This is a genomic window from Candidatus Aquicultor sp., assembly GCF_054640775.1.
Window position 1 is genome coordinate 1 of record NZ_JBTSLF010000008.1, and the last position, 19478, is coordinate 19478.

Consider the following 19478-nt stretch of genomic DNA (forward strand, 5'->3'; position numbering starts at 1 on the left):
ATCTAAATGGTTCTGGGTTGTAGCGTATAGCGGCGCCATGGCGCTCCTGCCGTTTGTAGTTTCAAACAACTATTACATCAAGATACTCATCGTTCTTGGAATCAACACGATCATGGTATTGGGTCTCAACCTTTTAATGGGGGCGGCCGGACAGGTCTCAATCGGCCACGCTGCTTTTTATGGGATAGGCGCCTATGCATCGGCGATAGTTACCACGAAGTACGGTCTCTCACCCTGGTTTGGATTGGCGGCGGCAGTTGTGCTCGGTGGATTGGTCGCATACGCTATCGCCTTGCCGACATTACGGTTAAAGGGCCACTATCTCGCAATGGCGACCCTGGGTTTTGCAGAGATCGTGCACGTGCTCTTCGTCGAGCTGAGGGATTTAACCGGCGGCACGGATGGGCTTTATGGTTTGCCTGCTATCGCTGTAGGAGGGTTTAGCTTCGAGACGCCGTTAAAGCTTTATATGCTGGTACTGGTCTTTGTTATCTTAAGCCTTATAGTATCGCTCAATATAGTCCACTCAAGGGTCGGACGGGCGCTCAGGGCGGTTCATGGCAGCGAGATCGCGGCAGCATCGTCCGGCGTAGATACAGCAAAATACAAGATACAGGTGTTTGTGCTTAGCGCTGTTTTAGCAAGCATCGGCGGAAGTTTTTACGCGCACATGGCGGGCTACGTAAGCCCCGAATCATTTACGCTCGGCGTATCGATTACCTTGGTAACCATGGTGGTCTTTGGCGGGATGACGAATATTTGGGGCGCCGTCATCGGTGCCTCGACTTTAACGGTTCTCGAGGAGTATCTAAAAGGATACGAGGACTACAACATGGTCATATTCGGAGGGATTCTTATTCTTGCGATGGTATTTATGCCACAAGGCCTGGTGGGAGCAGGCGCGAAGCTGGCAAGCGTTTTCAAACGGCGTTCCGTTATACTCCCGGATGCGGCAGGTGAGAAAAGTGCCGCTTCTTGATGTGGTAAACCTAACAAAACAGTTCGGCGGGCTCACCGCCGTAAATGAGGTGAGTTTCAGGGTTTACAGGGACCAGATAAAAGCAATCATCGGGCCAAACGGGGCCGGCAAGACGACCGTCTTTAACCTGCTGACAGGCGTTGATAAACCGACGTCCGGAACCCTAGTATTCGATAGCCATGATATCGCGGGCAAAAAACCGCACATGATAACAAAAACCGGAATCGCGCGGACGTTCCAAAACACGCAGTTGTTCGCAAACATGAGCATCCTGGAAAATGTGATGGTGGGGCGCCATGCGCGCACGAACTGCGGCATATTCAGATGCATGCTCGGCCTGCCGGCAGTTCGCAGGGAGGATGAAGAAAGCAAAGAAAAAGCCCACTCGCTGCTTCAACTCGTGGGATTGGAGAAAAAGGCGGATAAGCCCGCAGATGACCTGCCTATAGGCGAGCGCCACCTGCTTGAGATAGCGCGGGCGTTGGCGACCGAACCGAGGTTGATCCTGCTCGATGAACCGGCGGCCGGTCTCAACAACGAAGAAACGGCGCAGCTTGCAGAGACCATCTATAAAATAAAAGGCAACGGCGTGACTGTTCTGCTCGTCGAACACGATATGAGCCTGGTTATGGAGATATCGGACGAGGTGGTTGTCCTCAATTTCGGCGCGAAAATCGCGGAGGGCCCACCGCTTCTTATCCAGCAGGACGAGCAGGTCATACAGGCATACCTCGGGCAGGCGGTGCATAATGATGCTTGATGTAAGCGATCTCGATGTGTCGTACGGCCATGTCCGGGTTTTGAAGAACGTGAACATAGCAGTCGAGGAAGGCGAGATCATCACGATCATCGGGTCGAACGGCTCAGGAAAATCAACTCTTTTGCGAACAATCTCTGGTATGATCAAGCCCGGTTCAGGTAAGATAAAGTTCGGTGGGGAGTCAATCGAACGCCTGCCGGCCGAAAAGATGGTGGCACGCGGCATGTCGCACGTGCCGGAGGGCAGGCAATTGTTCGGACCGCTAAGCGTGCTGGATAACCTGAAGCTTGGCGCGTACGTGAGGCTCAGGAGCAGGAAGGAATCGAAAAAACAGATCGCAGAAGATATGCAGTTTGTCTTCAGCATGTTTCCGGTCCTCAAGGAGCGCGAAAGCCAGGCCGCGGGCACGTTAAGCGGAGGCGAGCAGCAAATGCTTGCAATCGGCCGTGCGCTGATGTCAAAGCCTAAACTGCTGCTTCTCGACGAGCCGTCAATGGGGCTGGCCCCGATTATTATCCAGAACATCTTCGCTACACTGAGGGAACTGCGAGAGAAAGGTCTGACGCTGCTCCTGGTCGAGCAGGATGCCATGGTCGCCCTAAGCATCGCCGATCGCGGCTACGTACTGCAAAACGGCGAAGTAGTAATGCATGACACGGGCAGCAATCTTTTAAATAATGACGAAGTCAAAGCGATTTATTTCGGTCATAGAAAACACGCACATCAGTAGTGGTTGCAAAACGCGAACATCCTAACTATATGGAGGATACAATGATTTGGAACCCCGAGTACGAATGTATCGACAGGAACAAGCTAAAAGAGCTGCAGCTAAAACGCCTGCAAACCCTCATAAAATGGGTCTACAACGAGGTTCCTTTCTACCGGGATAAACTGAGCGTTGCCGGCGTGAAGCCGCAGGATATAAAATCTCTCGACGATGTCGAAAAGCTACCGTTTACCACGAAAACCGACCTGAGGGACAACTATCCCTTCGGGATGTTCGCCGTGCCTATGGAAAACGTAGTCAGGGTTCACTCATCCTCCGGGACAACCGGCAAGCCCATCGTCGTTGGATATACAAGGGCGGATATAAACACATGGTCCGAGCTTACCGCCAGGGTCGCTACGGCGGGCGGCGCGACCTCAAAGGATGTCGCCCATATGGCTTTCGGGTACGGCTTGTTTACCGGCGGGTTCGGCATGCATGCGGGCCTCGAGCGCATCGGCGCCTCGGTTGTGCCCGTATCGACGGGAAATACCGAGCGCCAGATCATGATAATGAAGGATTTCGGCACTACAGTGCTTGTGAGCACACCGTCCTACGCACTGCACATCGCCGAAGTGGGTGAAGCGATGGGTGTAGATTTCGCCAAGTTACCGCTGCGAGTCGGGCTTTTTGGCGCCGAGCGATGCAGCGAGAAGACACGGAATGAAATCGAGTCAAAGCTCCATATCTCGGCAACCGATAACTACGGCCTGACCGAGGTCATGGGCCCCGGTGTGGCGGGGGAGTGCCAGGTCAAAAACGGATTACATATAAACGAAGACCATTTCCTCGTCGAAACGATCGATCCGGAGACGGGGGAACGATTGCCCGATGGAAGCGAAGGCGAACTGGTATTTACAACACTTACAAAAGAAGCCTTCCCCGTAATCCGCTACCGGACAAGGGATCTTACCAGATTGCTTATCGACCCATGCGGGTGCGGAAGGACCCTTGCCAGGATGGAAAAGGTAAAAGGCCGCACCGATGATATGCTTATTATTCGGGGAGTAAATGTCTTCCCATCGCAAATAGAGAGCGTTCTTTTTGAAATAAAGGGAATAGATCCACATTATCAGATAATCGTCGACCGAAAAGGCGCGATGGACCTTATCCAGGTGCTCGTAGAAGTCTCAAGCGATATATTTCCTGGAGACATGAAGGAACTCATGGCATTTGAGCGCAAAGTAGAAGCAAAACTTCAAACCGTGCTCGGGATAAAAGCCGATGTTAAACTCGTTGAGCCAAAGACACTGGAAAGAACAAGCGGAAAGGCAAAGAGGGTTATCGACAACCGTGATTTATAAACGTTATTATAATAACGTTGATAGATATATTTGAGGGGCAAGACAACCATGCAAAACGCAATAAAGAAGTTCCTGGACGACGCAAAAAACAACAACTTGAACAACACGATTGTAAGGCACGTGACCGCCTGGTTTCTGCTATTGATGGTCGGGATATTCTTATGGAAAATGTCACAACCTATTATAAATAATATTAGCCCAAAGAGCGGGCAAGAAGCGACGGCTACCGCCCTGTCGGTCGAGACAACGGCGTCTATTACAGCAAAAGGGAAGACGGTAAAGGCGCCTGTGAAAGCACCGGCAAAAACAGTTGTGGCCGGAACGACGACAACGACCGGGCTACAGAACATGCGCCTGCCTTCAGGACAAAACAGGGTTCAAGTACTGGTCGAGGCTTTGAACGTGCGGCAGGCGCCGGATATAAAAAGCGCCGTAGTAACAAGTATCAGTAAAGGCTCTATCGTCGAGGTTGAAGAGAGTAACGGCCAGTGGCTAAAAATCAGGACGGTAGATAATAACCAGGGATATATAAGCTCAAGCCCAGCGCTTGTGCGGGCAGCGCCATAACCGCTATAGTAACACTACCATTTAAAGCTATAACAGAAGATACCAGGAGAATAGATGTACCGGGAACCGCAGCAAAAATCAAAGAGCAAAGTATTTGGTATGGCCGGGGATTATTACCGCGTTCGCGTCCTTCAGATGGATGAGGAACTTCCCGCCGACCTCGAATGGCGCGAAGATATACTCTACAGAGGTTCCAAGGCATACCCTAGTAAACTGAAGGTAACCTACCGCATCCAAATATTGACAAGAGAAAACGCTGTTCACGAAATCGCAAACTTGCGCGAGAAAAGGGAAGCGAAAAAACGGTACAAGGCGATTAGGGAAGACCTTCACGAACTTTCCAAGATGAAGTTCGATGAGAAGTATAAGATTGACGACGCCGGCGCGAGTATCGAGTCCTTAAAGGAACTGCAAATTCTGTTCGAAGAGAAAACGATGTTCTTCACCGGCGTTCACCACACTCCGAAGAACTAGACCTCATATTCTCTACCAACCGGATGGGATACAATCAAGCTGCAGACGCTTGTGAACATGTGTATGTATTTGAGTATGAATAATACCTGCTCCGATAGATGCACTATTTGTGCTGTTACCGGTCGGGAGCCATAGGGCGCGGAAACCCTTGAATCTATCGGAGTAAAAGCTCCACCATAAAAGGGACCACCAGTAAGGAATAGCAGTACATATGTGCGACCAAGAGATACCTACGCGACGGGGTGCGAAGAAAAGAAATGATCGGCTACATAACCCGTTGCTACAAGCAATTCACAAGCGAAAATGTGTAGTTACAGCAAGTTATTTGTTAACATAACATATATTATGGTAACCAACCTACTTGAGTATTTTTCAAGTATCGTGAGCAGGAGTTTTACTATTTGTGCGGTGGTGAAAATGGCAACAAAGAAACATAATACTGATTACGCAGATGGGCTGACAATCATATCCCAGCTCATACCGGCTATTCCGCGCCCTTTAGTGAACCGTCAAATCGGTGCCCGGATTGCTCACCTTCGCCACGCTCACAAACTTACCCAGCAACAGCTTTCAGACCGCTTAGGCCAAAACTGGGCTACGCGCTCCTATATCTCTAATCTGGAATGTGGCCGGCATGAGTGCTCTTTGACGCTTCTGAAGCGGATTGCCAAGGAGCTAAAGACAACGTGCGCTTACCTTTTAGGCGAAGATCAGGAATATTTCAGTTTAACCCAGGAGGAAAAACGCCTAATAACCGCGCTAAGGCTCTTGAAAGCCAAGGGCGAGTTTATTTACTAAGCAGTTTAAGTATAAGCGTGGTATATTATGTTTATGAAGCGACTATACCAGATAGACGCCTTAAAAGGGATAGCGATTATATCAGTGCTCATTATGCATAGCATGCCCAGGGATGCGCTATCAGCGTCTTGCGCAGCATATCATATAGGCCAAGCCGTTCCGATATTTATGGTGTTGATGGGTTTTGCCGCCATGCAGTCATTTGATGCTCGGGGCATTGCGTTAATCCCGTATTATAAGCGGCGGTTCACGCGATTAGCGACTCCGCTTGCTATTGTATTTGCTGTCTCACTTGCCCTAGCGATACTTGCTCATCTGCCGGTTAATGTTGGCAGGGAGACCTTTATCGGGGTGCTTCCTATAAGCGGACCCGGGAACTATTTTATTACTCTGCTTATCGAGGCAACCCTGTTAATGCCGTTTTTCTACCTTGCGATGAAACGAGTTCCAAAAACAACGATTGCCCTCTCGTTCTTCATAAGCTTTCTCTATGAGTTGACCGCCCCGCATATTGGCATCTTTTTACGCTATCCAGTTTTATATGCCTCGGTGTTTCGTTACTTGCCAGCGATTGCACTCGGTATGTGGATTGCGAGCGACTATCAAATATCATCTGGTCGCAACCGGTTTATTCTGTTAGGTACTCTTGCGAGTCTTGCCTACATCACAGTATCCACGTTTTTCGGTTTTCGGGTCACCTATTTCCTCCCCTTTTGGGGAACGCAAAACATCCTCTCGTTTTTCTACCCAGTGCTCTTAACCATGATCGGGCTTCGCTTCTTGCCGCGAAGTAACCTATTGGAAAAGCTAGGCAGGGCATCATATCACATCTTTTTGGTGCAAATTGTGTATTTTGGTGCAGGCTTGCCACTTGCCATGCTATGGCCTATCAAAACAATTACCGATGTGACTATTTGCATCGGCTTAGGCTTAGGGTTGTATTCACTGCGGGTGTCGCCACAACGCATAAAATCTCTCGCATAAAAAAACACTCTATAGATTAACATTACCTATAGTAAGAAAACCGCTTAGAACGGCGTACAGAGCGTCGGCAAAAGATGGCAATAATGACACATGTATTCAATCGACCAATCAAGTGCGTTTGCGCTGGAATGCCACTATACGCCACTATAAAAGTGTTCGGCCATATATCCGATCAGATATCGAATAATCCTTGTTACGATCCCGAGTTTAGCCGACCTTACGCATAGCTCCTTGGTTGAAATCGCGGTTTCTTGTATAGAATTCGTTTGCCGACCATTAGTACACAAACTCATTTAGCGAATGTTGTCTACGTTTACGATTGTACTGTAATTACACCGTTAGCTATCGCCGGGATATTCCTGCCGGATTAATCACAACGTGTATTTCATTAATGCTTTGCGGTTTTACCAGGAACTGGCAGATACTACCAAAATAGTTTAGATAACGCTAACTGTGAGCGCGTGTTGCATGCACGTTGTCTGTGAGGCCACCCCTTGCTATGCATAATAAAAGCTCTTTTTGGATAATAACTACTTGAGGATGGCAAGATACGGGAGTAATCGATGTTAGCAATTGAGAAATCCGTGTTCGTTAATGTGCCGGTCGATATAGCATATGCGACCTGGGCAAACTATAGCAGCTTCCCTGCTTTCACCAATTACGTTAAAAGAGTCGATAAGATAACGCGAAAAAGAACGCGCTGGGTCATCGAAGTGCTCGGCTATCAGCTTGAGTTTGAAGCGGAAATAGATCAGCTGAAACCGAACAAGCTCATCTCGTGGCACTCGGTAACGAACGTCAAGCATTTCGGTTCCGCCTACTTTGACCAGGGTAATGGCGGTACAACCGTTACTCTCCGGCTCTTATTCGATACCGAGAATTTGGCCGACACCCTTATCGAGGATTTGGATCTGTCGTGGGGCGAATTCGAGGCAGCCCTGGAGCAAGCGCTGGCAGATTATAAGACTTACTGCGAGCAGATGTGGTGGGCGGTTCCTGCAGTCATTTAAGGCGTGTAAGGCCTCTATGCGAAGAGGCTCACCACCTCATCTGTTTCTACATTGACCAGGCCTTTATCGGTGATCTTAAGCTTCGGCACGGTTGCGAGTGTTATAAACGAGAGCGTCATAAATGGGTCCTCGAGGTGCGTGCCTAAATCGGCCGTCGCTTTCCTAAGCTCTTTCAACCTCGTGTAGACCGTGTTGCTGTCATCCTCGGACATGAGTCCTGCTATGCGAAGCTGCAGGGCCGAGAGTACTTCCCCTTTATTTACCGCGACAAGCCCACCTTGCATATCGATAACAGCGTTTGTCGCAACGGCCATGTCTTCATCGTCGACGCCCACGACCACTATATTATGCGCATCATGCGCTATACTGGAGGCGATTGCTCCTGTGCGCAACCCCATACCCTGGACCAGGCCCATCGCGAGTTTAACATGGCGGCTGTACCGGTTCACAACGGCGACCTTCAGCACGTCATTGCGCTCATCGCTTACCACGTGCTCGTTCATAGTCGGGGACGGAACGGTGATCTCCTCCGTCACTATCTCTCCGGGAATGATCTTTATAACCCTGGTGTGCGCACCTCTTGCAGGTAACGCAAAGTCATTCACACTTACATTGTTAGTGAAAATGCTGTTCTTAAGCGTAATCGGGGGCTCGTATTTCTCAATATACTGCAGATCCTGGCCGACGTCGTAGATGATAACGCCGTTTTTGATGACCGTCCGTATATAGACATCGGTGAGGTCTTCGAGGATCAGCATATCGGCAATCCTCCCGGGGGCAATCGCTCCCCTATCGTTCAAACCGTAATGTTGCGATGGATTAAGGCTTACCATCTGGATGACGAGCCTTAAATCGATACCCTTTGCTATCGCCTTGCGCACGATACTATCCAGATGGCCCTGCTCGATGAGGTCGATCGGGCTCAGGTCGTCGGTAACGAGGGCCATGTTGCGTGATGTCATATAATTGACTGCGGGCAAAAGCGCATTGAGGCTTTTAGCCACCGAGCTTTCCCTGACCATCAAAAACATACCGCGGGCGATCTTTTCAAGCCCTTCCTTCAGTTCGGCGGTCTCATGGTCTGAACTGGGCCCGGCCACCAGGTAGGCGTTAAGCCTTTTGCCCCTAAGCTCCGGGGCATGACCGTCGATGGGGTCGCTTGCCGCGACCAGTATTTTTTCAAGTGTAGTCGGGCGGCCCGCCATAATCCCGGCTACATCCATTACTTCTCCCAGGCCGATAAACGCGGGGTCTGAAAGGAGCATTGCGATCTCGTCCCTACCGATCGAGGCGCCGGTCGTTTCTATCTGGGGCAAGGTCGATGGGACGCTCGACGGCGCCATGAAGAAGAAATCAATCGGCACGTCACGCGAGGCTTTATGCAGGTAATTAATCCCGGTGAGGCCGGCCACGTTGGCGATTTCGTGCGGGTCGGCTATGGCGGTGGTGGTGCCGTGCTTGATAAGCTCGACGGCAAGCTCTTCGGGTCTCAGCATCGATGTCTCGATATGCATATGCCCGTCGACGAACCCGGGGACTACGATAGAGCGTTGCAGATTTCGTTCGTAGCTCCCCTTATACCTGCCTATGCCTGCGATAATGCCATGGTGTATCGCGATATCGGCGGTCTCGAAAGCGCCGGTAAAGACGTTAACGATCTCTGCATTTTTAAGCACGAACTCAGCCGGCTCGACCCCGCGCGCCACCTGAATTATTTCATAAAGCTCCTCGTAGTCCATGTAGGGATTATTCCTATCCTGCGGACTTTTGTAACGCGTTACTTAAGACGCCTCTGCTAGAGATCAGAACAAGACTGTTCTGGCGTGATCAAACGCCGGTGCTCCCGAAACCGTCAGCTCCGCGGACTGTCTCATCGAGTTCATCAACGACGCTGAACGTAACGGATTCCACCTTTTGGATGACCAGCTGGGCGATCTTATCCCCTTTTCGCACCTCGAAGGGCTCTGTTTTATCGGTGTTGATAAGGATAACGCCGATCTCCCCTCTGTATTTGCTGTCGATAAGCCCGGGAGCATTTACGATACTGATGCCGTGTTTGAGGGCCAGCCCGCTTCGCGGCTGAACAAAACCACCGTAACCTGTGGGAATGGCTATACTTATACCTGTCGGGATAAGGGCCCTCTCCCCCGCCGGGATCACCTGATCGATTCTACTTCTCAAATCACAACCGGCGTCCCCTTCATGCGCGTACTCGGGCGCCGGGATATCTTTATCGAGCATCTTTATATTGATATGCAAGAGCGTTGCCTCCTTATGTAGTGCTTGTTGTTTGTCCCTCAGCATATGGTAGCAGAAAGCGGCACTCGCTTACAGCTCGCAAGCCTCCTGTTTTACGCGCAAACTTTCGTTATCCCCAGTCCGCACCGGGTAAACATAAAGATAGAGAAAAATCGGGGGTGTAGAGATATGAAACCAGAAGAAATGAGCCTTGATCAATGTATACGAGAGCCTGGAGTGTATTACAACGCGGATGAAGGCACCATCATTAGAATCAGCAGGGTTTCCCCGTTGCTGTATAATTCCGAGCAGCTTGCGACCGGCAAAAAAGGCGGGGAGCCTTCGTCGGTGTGCGTGAAAATAGCCGATGACCCTGCGCTAAATGACGATGAGGTCGAAGGGATCATTCGAGCCAGAAAGCTATGATTAGAAATCCTTGCGGCAGATTATAGATGTTCGTAAGCGTGAGCGAGTTCTTTGGTGAGCGCCCGCATAATCCTGCCTATAGGACAGGCGGAGATGCAATACAGCGCACAGAAACCCTGGTCAAGGCAGTAAATTGGCCGGTTGCCCAGCTCTTCGCTTCTGCTGTCGATTAACGTTTTAAGAGAGCCGAGGGTTTGCTCTCTCGACCCGTTTTCTTGCATGAGAATCTCCAGAAAATCCGCAACGGAGCACTTCTGGGAGCAGCACTCCCGGCAGTAGCGTGGCTCACGGCATGCCGTGAGCATCTTTCTGGTGTGGTCCCACTCTTCGTCGGAAAAACCTTCTAGATGCAGGATGGCGCTTTCAAAATCGGTCAACCGGATCACCCTAACAAATCTCGAGCAACTACCTGATCGCATTGATTATAAGGGATTTTAGCATACCCAAGGGTGCAAATACACTACTCTGAGGTAAAGGGGTTTTGGGCAATGCGCCGGGTATGTGTAGGTATGTTTATCCCCTCAGGTAGGTTGGTACCAATCTGGTTGCCTCCTGCGCCAGCTCGTTTAGAAAATCGCTGGTGTAGGGCTGTATAAAACCGGCGTTGGCGACCATTACGGTTTTTGGGTTGAACTGCTGCAAGAAATAGCGGCGTGCTCCGGCATCGTGCAGGTGCTGCGCGATAGCGATCACATCGTCTCTTTCGACAAAACCGGGGACGACCGTAGTTCTAAATTCCGCCTCAAGAACACCTTCTTTTTCGGCCTGTGAAAGCAGCCCGATGCTCTCTTTGACCCGCTCAGCGAAGTCTTGGTTTTGCACCGCCGTCGCAGCCCGATACTTATCAAAACCGGTTTTTATATCCATCGCGACAGCATCCACAAGCCCGTCACTTAATAGCTCTCTAAGGATATTTGGACGTGTTCCGTTCGTATCGAGCTTTACCTTGAGCCCAAGGTTTCTTATGAAGCGCATGAGACCTGCCAGGTTGGATTGCATCGTCGGTTCACCGCCGGTGATGCAGACACCGTCGATCCAGCCCTCTTTTGCGGCCAGCGTCTCCTGTATCATCTCGGGGGTTATATCGGGGATGCTCTCGTGTTCAAGTACCAGCGCGGAGTTATGACAAAACGGGCAGCGCAAATTGCAGCCGCCCGTGAAAACCGTCATCACTAAATGGCCTTCCCAATCGAGCATGCTAAGCGGTAGAAGCCCTTTAACGCCAAACGTGTTCATGGCCAATTCACCAACCGGTGTAATACCCGTTACAGCCATTTTTCAATCTCCTGCCTGCTGGGAACCTCACCCCTCCACGAGGTCATCTCGTTGCCGCTCTCATCGGTTACAATGATTGACGGCGTCGACATCACCCCATAGAAAGCTGCCTCGGCCAGCCCATCTACATCATCTAGGTTAAAAAGCTCCGCTTTCGGGCTATCGGCTACCGCCGCCTTTGCAGCGGGACATTTCGGACAATCGGTTTTCCAAAATACTTTTACTATCTCTGCCATGAATCGCTTTCCTCCATTGTTATCCATCCATTACTGTAATTACTAAAACATCGCTTGCTAGATGGAGGTTGATTACATCGGGGTGGACAAATAACGCCCACCCCTCACTTTATTCTTGATTAACGCCCAACCTCTAATCGATCATTCGCAATTCCTAGCACCCGTGTCCGTTGCCCGAGACGCTTGTCTCTGCGATCAGGCCGGTTCTGATTCTATCCACAAGCTCGCCGGTTTTGCCCTTGTTCCAGGTTGTGACCTTGGAGTAGTAGCCGACGATTCTGGTGATCCCGTAGACGGCCTCAGAGCCGCAGTTCGGGCATGCTTCTGAAAGGCCGCGTGAGGTGCGCCTGCAGGCCTCGCAGACGGTAAACTCCGGGCTGAACGCGATCTGCTCGGCATGCGTCGTTCTGAACGTCTTAAGGACAAAGTTCTCGATCGATTTCGGTGAAGGCTCTTTCTCGCCCAGCCATATGTGGACAATGGCGCCGGCCTCGATCAGCGGGTGGAACAGGCTTTGCTTTTTCACCCGGTCGACGTAATCGACGTCGGCCTCGACCGAGATATGGATGCTGTTCGTGTAATAATATTCGTCGGTGCCAAGGTTGCCCTTGATCACGCGTTTGGTTTGCTCGGGATAGTATTTCATATCAAGCTTGGCTAGACGGTAGCCTGATGACTCCGCCGGGGACTCCTCGAGGACCATCTTCACGCCATACTGCTCGGAAAGCTGTCTGGCCTTTAGATTCATATGCGAGATGACTTTAAGGCCGAATTTAAGCGCCTCGTCGGACTCGTGCAACTGCATTCCCCTGTGCGTCTGGACCATTTCGTTCAAGCCCAGGATGCCGCAGAGATATGTCAGCCTGTCCATCCTGAGGTACGGCTCGCCGTCTCTGGATTGAGAAAGCATCCCAAGAGGCCCGCCCGTACCAAGCTCCATCAACTCGCCGATAAAGCCTTTCTTCTGCACATGCGCCTTGGCGACAAGCTCCATCGTTCTATTGATCTCTGCAAAGAGCAGCTCATCGTTGCCCATCGCTTTAAAAGCGATCCTTGGAAGGTTTATCGTGACGTTCTGCAGGGCCGAGAACCTCATCTTCTCGGGGGCCTTGGCCTCGTCGAGGTCTTGCTCGCCGAGTTTTAGCTTCAGGCGGCAGCACTGGCTGACGGTGACCTCATCCCCGCGGTCGAACACGAAGTACGTGATACCCTGTTTCGATGCGACGAGGCTTGCAAGCTCGAGAAACTCCTGCCAGCCCTCGGTCCTGAAGAACTCCTCGTTGATGTGTAAAAGCGGTTTAGGAAACACGAACGTCTTACCGTTTGCGTCACCCTCGAGGTAGATCTCGAACATCGCCTTAACGAATGCCTGAGCTTCTTTCTGGTACGCACTGTATGTCTTGCCGGTGTACTTCCCTCCCGGACCTATTGCCGGTGTTTCGGCGAAATGTCTCGGGATATTCCAATAAAGGTTAAAGTCGGTAAACGTTACCTGCGAACCCCGTGCCCCCGCAAGCTGGTTGAACTCATAGATGAGCATCTGAGCGAGCTGCTTGACCTGTTCGTATGTCTTATCCACCAGATATGGGGCAAAGAACATGTTTACAGCTTCCCAGCCGACCGCGCCCGCATAATGCGCCTGCAGGCTCGAGGCCATCTTGACCATATGCCCGATCAGGACCTCCGGATGTTTTGCCGGTTTTGACGTGCTCGTTATATTTGGAAGGGACAACCCATATTTCTTTATATATTCAAGCGAGTGACCGCCGCAATAAGGACGAATAATAAAGCCTAGATCATGTAGATGAATGTCTCCCATAAGATGTGCGAGCGCGACGTCTTCGCTGAATACCTTGCGAAGCGCAAACTCTTTAAGAATAGTCTCAGCAATCGTTAGATTAATCGATTCCGGGTTATGAGTGGTATTGCTGTTTTCCTTGTTCGCGTTTTTGATGATTTCCTCGACATCGTACATCGGCAGGCCGAGGTTGGAGTGCTTCTTGTGCATTATCGTGAGGTTTCTTTGCAAAAGCTCAAGGTCGACGAGCTCACGGATAATACTGGTCGTGATGGAGCTGAAGTTGCTCTCGAAGAGCTTCTTCTCGACAGCTGTTGCGATCTCTGTGGCCAGGCTCTCACCCGCCCCTGTTTCCTTGACGAGCGAATTTACGATTTTTGCCTTATCCCAAATGTTGATCTCAGACTTTGATGTGGTACTGACTAAAAGCGCGATGTCGGTCGCGTTCCCCTCCTCACGGAAGGTTCTCACTACGTTGATGATCCTGTCCGGTCGAGCCTTACTTTCTTCTTCAATTTCAACTTCGGTTTCTGAATCTGTGGCAATTATGAAATCGGACATGCTCTGCCTAAACCTCCTCTTACTACGTGCCTAGCGACTACATTAACTACTGCTGATTTAACTCGCTTTGCCTCTGCTCGAAATACATATGCTAGTACTGAACTTTGATAGGCTGCTCTGATTTACAAATGTTATGACCGGTATGAGATTACTTCGATATTAATTATAGGCTTCGACCTCTGCTTCGACTTCGGCTATTTAAGATTCTTCAACTCTTGCGTGAACTCTTCCAGGTCTTTAAACTCCTTGTAAACAGAGGCAAAGCGAATATAAGCTACTTTATCTACTTGCTTTAAGACTTTGAGGACTCGATCGCCCAATTCCTTTGACTCTACTTCATTTTTAAATTCGTTCCGTAAGTTGGCCTCGATATCATCGACAATCTGCTCTACTTGCTCTCTGGCCACCTGCCTTTTGACGAGCGCTCTTAATACGCCATTGAGCAGTTTGGTCCTACTGAATGGTTCGCGCTCTCCATTTTTCTTGATGATCGTGAGCGGTATCTCTTCTAACTTTTCAAAGGTCGTAAACCGCCTGTTGCATTCAAGGCATTCCCGTCTTCTCCGGGTGACGTCATTCGTCTCATTGATCCTTGAATCGACTACCTTTGAATCGTTAAAACCGCAGTAAGGACACCTCAAGCTTGCACCTTAATAACAAGTTATCCACAGGTTTATCCACAACATATTGAGTCTGTATGCTTAGTATACCACTACATATGGTAGCGTTAAACCAAAATTGGCAGAAAAATTTTCACCAGCAGAATAACCGCTGTACAACACACGTAAAAAATTTCAAGCGGTTGCTCACTCACCCACGCCAAGCAAAATGGAGGACTTAGGAATGGCAGAAGTGGACAAAAAGCGAACTGGTGTTTGCAACGAACATACTTTTGTGGTAGATTTAAGCCAATTAGACATACACGGATATTTACAGATGCTCTTGAGGAGGAAGACATGCCGCAGAAGCAAGATACGCTTACGCAACGTCAGCGCCAAATACTGGATTTTATCCTGTCCGAGGTTAATCGAAAAGGATATCCGCCGTCGGTGCGTGAGATCGGGCAAGCGGTCGGTTTGAACTCAAGTTCTACCGTTCATAGCCACCTCGCGGCGCTCGAGCGCAAGGGCTTCATCAAACGCGACCCGACAAAGCCGAGAGCGCTTGAAGTGATGGATTTTCGCCTCAACAACAAAGGCATCAGCCCCGACAAAGTTAAGAACGTTCCCCTGGTCGGCAGGGTCGCAGCGGGCACACCTATTCTCGCCCAGGACAACATCGAAGACAACTTTGCACTTCCCGTTGAGATCGCCGGTGAAAATTCCTTTATGCTTAAGGTCAAAGGCGACAGCATGATAGAGGCCGGTATTTTAGACGGGGACTACCTCGTCGTGCGCCAGCAATCGGCGGCCGACAACGGCGATATTATCGTGGCGTTACTTGGCGAGGAATCGACCGTGAAGCGATTCTTTAGAAAAGGCGACCGCGTTCTTCTAAAACCCGAAAATAAGACAATGGAGCCGATTATCACTTCGGATGTGACGATTCTCGGTAAAGTCGTCGGATTGATGAGGAAGTTTTAATCCATCCAGCCCCAGAGATTCCAGTACGTACCTAGTTCGGGATTGCAAACTGCACGTAATCGTCTGTACTCGCTTCAGGGATATCGGCGACTATCTCAGTGCCGTCCGGCGTGTGGGTCTCGGAGACGACAAGACAGAGGCTGTAGAGCCGCTGTATTACGTCGCCACGGGTGTAGGGCACCTTAAGGTGCATCCGAACAAGACCTTTGCGCATGCTCTCATCGATAGCATGGCGGATCTCGTCTAATCCGATTCCCTGCGCCGCCGATACTTTGACGCTCCCAGGGTAGACTTTCTTAAGCCTCTTCCGGTCGAGCTCGCTGATGAGGTCTATTTTATTAAACACGAGCAGTTGTGGTTTCGAATCGACCTCGAGTTCTTTAAGGACATCCTCGACTGCCGCGATCTGCCCCTCCATCTGGGGATGGCTTGCATCCACTACATGCAAGAGAAGGTCGGCCATGCGAACCTCGTCAAGGGTCGACCTGAACGCCGCAATGAGCTGGTGCGGGAGCTTCTTAATAAAGCCGACGGTGTCCGAGATGACGATCTCTTTCTTGTGGTCCACATTGAGCTTTCTGGTGGTCGAATCAAGCGTTGCAAAGAGCTTGTCCTCTACCAGCACATCCGAGCCCGTGAGCGCATTCAGCAATGTTGACTTACCGGCATTGGTGTAGCCGACAAGGGCGACATTGTAGACGCCTTGCTTCTGACGTTTCTTACGCTGGACATAGCGGTTCTTTTTGACTTCCTCAAGCTCTTTAGTAAGACGCTGGATGCGTTTGCGCATCAACCGCCTGTCGGTCTCAAGCTGTGTCTCGCCGGGACCGCGCAGACCGACTCCACCGACTCCCTGGCGCTCCAAATGCTGCCACATACCCCGCAATCTAGGCAGAAGGTAGTTAAGCTGTGCAAGCTCAACCTGAAGCTTGCCTTCGGCTGAGTGCGCATGCTGGGCGAATATATCCAATATAATCCCTGTGCGGTCGATGATTTTAACCTTTTTGATGATATCTTCGAGGTTTCTCTGCTGCGACGGGGATAGATCGGCGTCGAAGACAACGATCTGCGCATGCTCTTCCCGCACGACCTCGGCTATCTCTTCGGCTTTTCCCGGGCCGATATAGGTTCGCGGGTGCGGTTTATCCCGGTGTTGCATCTCGCGGGCTACTACTTCCGCACCGGCGGTCGAAACAAGTTGCTCGAGTTCGTTGAGTGACTGCTCCGCCTCCCACTCGGACTCGGCGCCAAGTTGGATGCCGACGACTACGACCCGCTCGCTATTTTCTGCGTTGTTATCGGTAATTTCTATAATATCTGTCGCTCTCCCATGTTCGATAAAATCTGCGCCGCGTGTGCGGCACTCTAAGAGTATAAGAAATAGTGCCCGAAGACAATGGACAACGGGCTGCTAACAGCAGCTATTTAGAGAACGCAAACCACAATGCTACAGCGAGTCTTTAATCCTCTGAAGCGCCTCGGCGAGCCGGTCGTCCTTTACGCTTAAGCAAAGCCTGACATAGCCTTCGCCGGACGGGCCGTACGCGTTTCCCGGTGAAACGACAACCCCCGCCTTTTCAAGGATATGCGTTGCGAAACTTGCCGATGAGTAGCCTTCCGGCACCCTCACCCATACGTAAATCGTCGCTTTCGGCGTACGCGCGGTGAGACCTAATTTGGCGAGCGCCTCCATAACCATATCGCGGCGATGTGCGTAAATATCGCGCATCTCCTGGATAATATCCTGCGGTCCCTCGAGCGCCTCGATGCCCGCGTATTGGATCGCATTGAATATACCCGAATCGACATGGGTCTTTACCCTTCCCAGGGCTTCGACGACTTTGGCGTTTCCACATACCCAACCGATACGCCAGCCGGTCATATTATAGGTTTTGGAGAGCGAATGAAACTCGACACCCACGTCTTTTGCGCCAGGGTATTGCAGAAAGCTCGGTGCGACATATCCATCGAACGTTATCTCCGAGTACGGATTGTCATGCCCGACAATAACCTGGTTCTTATCAGCCCATGCGACAAGCTCGTTGAAGAACCCATCGGTTGCGATTGCGGAGGTCGGGTTATTTGGATAGTTTAGCAGGAACATCTTGGCATCCCTGGTCGTTGCGGCATCAATGGCTTCAAGGTCCGGCAAGAAATCATTTTCCTCGACCAGCGGGACATGAACCGGGTTGACCCCCGCCAAAATGGCGCCCGTAGTATAGTTGGGATATCCCGGGTCGGAGATCAACGTAACATCGCCCGGGTCGAGAACTGCCAGGTCGATGTGTGCAAGACCTTCCTTCGATCCAATAAGCGGCAAAACTTCCGTGTCGGGGTCTAGATCTACGTTAAAGCGTTTCTTATACCAACCGGCGATGCTGTTTCTAAACGCCGGCAGCCCGTAATATGAGGGATAACGGTGGTTGGCCGGGTTGTTCGCCTCTTCGCATAGTTTATCGATGATGTTCTGCGGAGTTGGCTCAACAGGGTCGCCGATACCCAAGCTTATTACGTCAACACCCTGCGCTCTTTTCTCGGCAACCTTTTTGTCGATCTCCGCAAACAAGTATGGTGGAAGGTTGTCGATCCGCCTCGAAAGTTTCATTGTTAGTTTTGCCTCCTCTAATTATGTAAGTAATGGCTGAGGTGATTAGCCAAAGACAATTATCATTTAACCTAACATATTTTTAGCTGGTAATGCTAGACATATATGGTAAATTAGGGCAAATAGCTGCCTTTTAGTAAAAACGCTGAACTTTTTTACCTATTCAACGAATATATGGGCAGAGGTGTAAATGATTCAAGATGAAGTATTAGTCAAACGCATACAATCGGGCGATATCCAAGTGTTCGAGCATCTCGTAAGGCATCGCTCCCTCGCCTATTTTATCATTAATTCTAGGCAAGGGAGAGCTTTTTTAGGAAGGTAATGTCTGGTATCATGGTTCAGATATAAAAATGACCGGAAGGTACACTTTACGTGAGCCCTCTGGTCATTTATTTGGATTCAACTGTTATCTACTGCATTGATTCAGCGATATCTTTGAGGCCGTCAACGCTACTATTATCGTAATCATATAACGTAACACTAAGCCCCTTCTCATACCAACCCAGCGTAGCCTTAGGCGCTGCTATAGCATTAGCGGGCAAGGTATCGTTTCGGGTCGCTAAGCCCCTCTGCCCCCTGACTGCAATTTCAGATACATCAGGGCGTTGCTTCTTTGTTTCATCGATCTTAGGATCAAACCCTTCAGGCAACTGATGATATATTAAGTAGAGTTCCCCTGTATATCTCAGGTATAGAATGTTGTTATTTTCTACGTATATCCCAATTAAATTATGACCGGCTATATTTTCCGGCGGTACCGGAAAATTATACGGCAACAAGCTTTTTGCATCATTGACCGTCGCTAATTTTTTAGAATGTTTTTCGATATCATCCAGTATCGTATCTCCAGTTAGATCGTGATTTGTCGATTGCGCCTCTGTCTTTATATTACTGATTTGAGGTGAATTGCCTTTTTCAGCTTTGCTGGTCATCATAGCAAACATAACTATGACCAAAGCGCTTATCACAATGCCGCTTAGAACTTCTAGTTTCCTATTCTTTATTAAAGTCATCATCTAAATTTACCCTTCCAGATATCATGGATTCACACAATTCTACTTATGTTGGATATAGTGCTCGGTCGCTGATATAGCATTCCATTCATAATCAG

20 protein-coding genes and 1 pseudogene are annotated in these 19478 nt (G+C 50.0%); 11 read left to right on the forward strand and 10 right to left on the reverse strand.

Translation table 11 applies throughout. The features are described 5' to 3' along the window. The 9 genes and pseudogenes from ACYC56_RS01405 to ACYC56_RS01445 form a co-directional block, all read left to right on the forward strand. The coding region (locus ACYC56_RS01405; protein WP_461372390.1) for a branched-chain amino acid ABC transporter permease at positions 1–979 on the forward strand (979 nt) is incomplete at its 5' end. Next, on the forward strand, positions 966–1739 hold the full coding sequence (locus ACYC56_RS01410; RefSeq protein ID WP_461372391.1) for an ABC transporter ATP-binding protein: 774 nt from the start codon (positions 966–968) through the stop codon (positions 1737–1739). The genes ACYC56_RS01405 and ACYC56_RS01410, both read left to right, overlap by 14 nt. Continuing rightward, positions 1732–2469: an ABC transporter ATP-binding protein gene (locus tag ACYC56_RS01415; protein WP_461372419.1), complete on the forward strand. Its 738-nt coding sequence runs from the start codon at positions 1732–1734 to the stop codon at positions 2467–2469. Before ACYC56_RS01410 ends, ACYC56_RS01415 begins: the two co-directional genes overlap by 8 nt. 41 nt (positions 2470–2510) lie before the next feature. Further along, positions 2511–3809 (forward strand): phenylacetate--CoA ligase family protein, encoded by a 1299-nt coding sequence (locus ACYC56_RS01420; protein WP_461372392.1) that lies wholly within the window; start codon positions 2511–2513, stop codon positions 3807–3809. 48 nt (positions 3810–3857) lie between these two features. Further along, positions 3858–4376 (forward strand): SH3 domain-containing protein, encoded by a 519-nt coding sequence (locus tag ACYC56_RS01425; protein WP_461372393.1) that lies wholly within the window; start codon positions 3858–3860, stop codon positions 4374–4376. 54 nt (positions 4377–4430) lie between these two features. Further along, on the forward strand, positions 4431–4850 hold the full coding sequence (locus tag ACYC56_RS01430; RefSeq protein ID WP_461372394.1) for a hypothetical protein: 420 nt from the start codon (positions 4431–4433) through the stop codon (positions 4848–4850). Between the two features lie 417 nt (positions 4851–5267). Beyond that, a complete protein-coding gene (locus tag ACYC56_RS01435) occupies positions 5268–5648 on the forward strand; it encodes a helix-turn-helix domain-containing protein (RefSeq protein WP_461372395.1) in 381 nt (126 codons plus the stop codon). Positions 5649–5681: 33 nt separating this feature from the next. Then, positions 5682–6632, forward strand: coding sequence for an acyltransferase family protein (locus tag ACYC56_RS01440; protein ID WP_461372396.1), 951 nt, complete (start codon positions 5682–5684; stop codon positions 6630–6632). Positions 6633–7195: 563 nt separating this feature from the next. Continuing rightward, positions 7196–7597, forward strand: a pseudogene (locus tag ACYC56_RS01445) (SRPBCC family protein); the annotation flags it as partial. A 59-nt stretch (positions 7598–7656) separates the two neighbouring features. Here ACYC56_RS01445 and ade read toward each other — a convergent pair. Together ade and dut are read right to left on the reverse strand one after the other, a co-directional pair. After that, the gene (gene ade / locus ACYC56_RS01450) at positions 7657–9381 is read right to left on the reverse strand and encodes an adenine deaminase (protein WP_461372397.1); all 1725 of its coding nucleotides are present in this window, start codon (positions 9379–9381) and stop codon (positions 7657–7659) included. Positions 9382–9469: 88 nt separating this feature from the next. Next, positions 9470–9946: a dUTP diphosphatase gene (dut, locus tag ACYC56_RS01455; RefSeq protein WP_461372398.1), complete on the reverse strand. Its 477-nt coding sequence runs from the start codon at positions 9944–9946 to the stop codon at positions 9470–9472. Positions 9947–10069: 123 nt separating this feature from the next. On the opposite strand from dut, the gene ACYC56_RS01460 reads away from it, so the two are divergent. Then, positions 10070–10306 (forward strand): hypothetical protein, encoded by a 237-nt coding sequence (locus tag ACYC56_RS01460; protein WP_461372399.1) that lies wholly within the window; start codon positions 10070–10072, stop codon positions 10304–10306. Positions 10307–10326: 20 nt separating this feature from the next. Here the strand turns inward: ACYC56_RS01460 and ACYC56_RS01465 are convergent, their stop codons facing one another. From ACYC56_RS01465 to nrdR, 5 genes are all read right to left on the reverse strand, one after another. Beyond that, positions 10327–10683: a hypothetical protein gene (locus ACYC56_RS01465; protein WP_461372400.1), complete on the reverse strand. Its 357-nt coding sequence runs from the start codon at positions 10681–10683 to the stop codon at positions 10327–10329. Positions 10684–10819: 136 nt separating this feature from the next. Further along, a complete protein-coding gene (locus ACYC56_RS01470; protein ID WP_461372401.1) occupies positions 10820–11581 on the reverse strand; it encodes an anaerobic ribonucleoside-triphosphate reductase activating protein in 762 nt (253 codons plus the stop codon). After that, positions 11572–11817 carry a thioredoxin family protein gene (locus ACYC56_RS01475; RefSeq protein ID WP_461372402.1) on the reverse strand — a complete coding sequence of 82 codons (246 nt, stop codon included), beginning with the start codon at positions 11815–11817 and terminating at the stop codon, positions 11572–11574. Before ACYC56_RS01475 ends, ACYC56_RS01470 begins: the two co-directional genes overlap by 10 nt. 154 nt (positions 11818–11971) lie before the next feature. Next, entirely contained in the window at positions 11972–14176 is a 2205-nt protein-coding gene (nrdD, locus tag ACYC56_RS01480) for an anaerobic ribonucleoside-triphosphate reductase (protein WP_461372403.1), read from the reverse strand. A gap of 194 nt (positions 14177–14370) precedes the next feature. Beyond that, entirely contained in the window at positions 14371–14817 is a 447-nt protein-coding gene (gene nrdR, locus ACYC56_RS01485; RefSeq protein WP_461372404.1) for a transcriptional regulator NrdR, read from the reverse strand. Positions 14818–15132: 315 nt separating this feature from the next. On the opposite strand from nrdR, the gene lexA reads away from it, so the two are divergent. Next, the gene (lexA, locus tag ACYC56_RS01490) at positions 15133–15759 is read left to right on the forward strand and encodes a transcriptional repressor LexA (protein WP_461372405.1); all 627 of its coding nucleotides are present in this window, start codon (positions 15133–15135) and stop codon (positions 15757–15759) included. A gap of 31 nt (positions 15760–15790) precedes the next feature. On the opposite strand, the gene hflX is transcribed toward lexA, so the two are convergent. The 3 genes from hflX to ACYC56_RS01505 all read right to left on the reverse strand — a co-directional run bounded on the left by hflX (position 15791) and on the right by ACYC56_RS01505 (position 19383). Further along, positions 15791–17098: a GTPase HflX gene (gene hflX / locus ACYC56_RS01495; RefSeq protein WP_461372420.1), complete on the reverse strand. Its 1308-nt coding sequence runs from the start codon at positions 17096–17098 to the stop codon at positions 15791–15793. A gap of 108 nt (positions 17099–17206) precedes the next feature. Continuing rightward, complete coding sequence (locus ACYC56_RS01500) at positions 17207–18364, reverse strand: LL-diaminopimelate aminotransferase (RefSeq protein WP_461372406.1); 1158 nt, start codon at positions 18362–18364, stop codon at positions 17207–17209. 413 nt (positions 18365–18777) lie between these two features. Further along, positions 18778–19383, reverse strand: a complete 606-nt coding sequence (locus ACYC56_RS01505) for a hypothetical protein (RefSeq protein ID WP_461372407.1) — start codon at positions 19381–19383, stop codon at positions 18778–18780. Between the last annotated feature and the right edge of the window lie 95 nt (positions 19384–19478).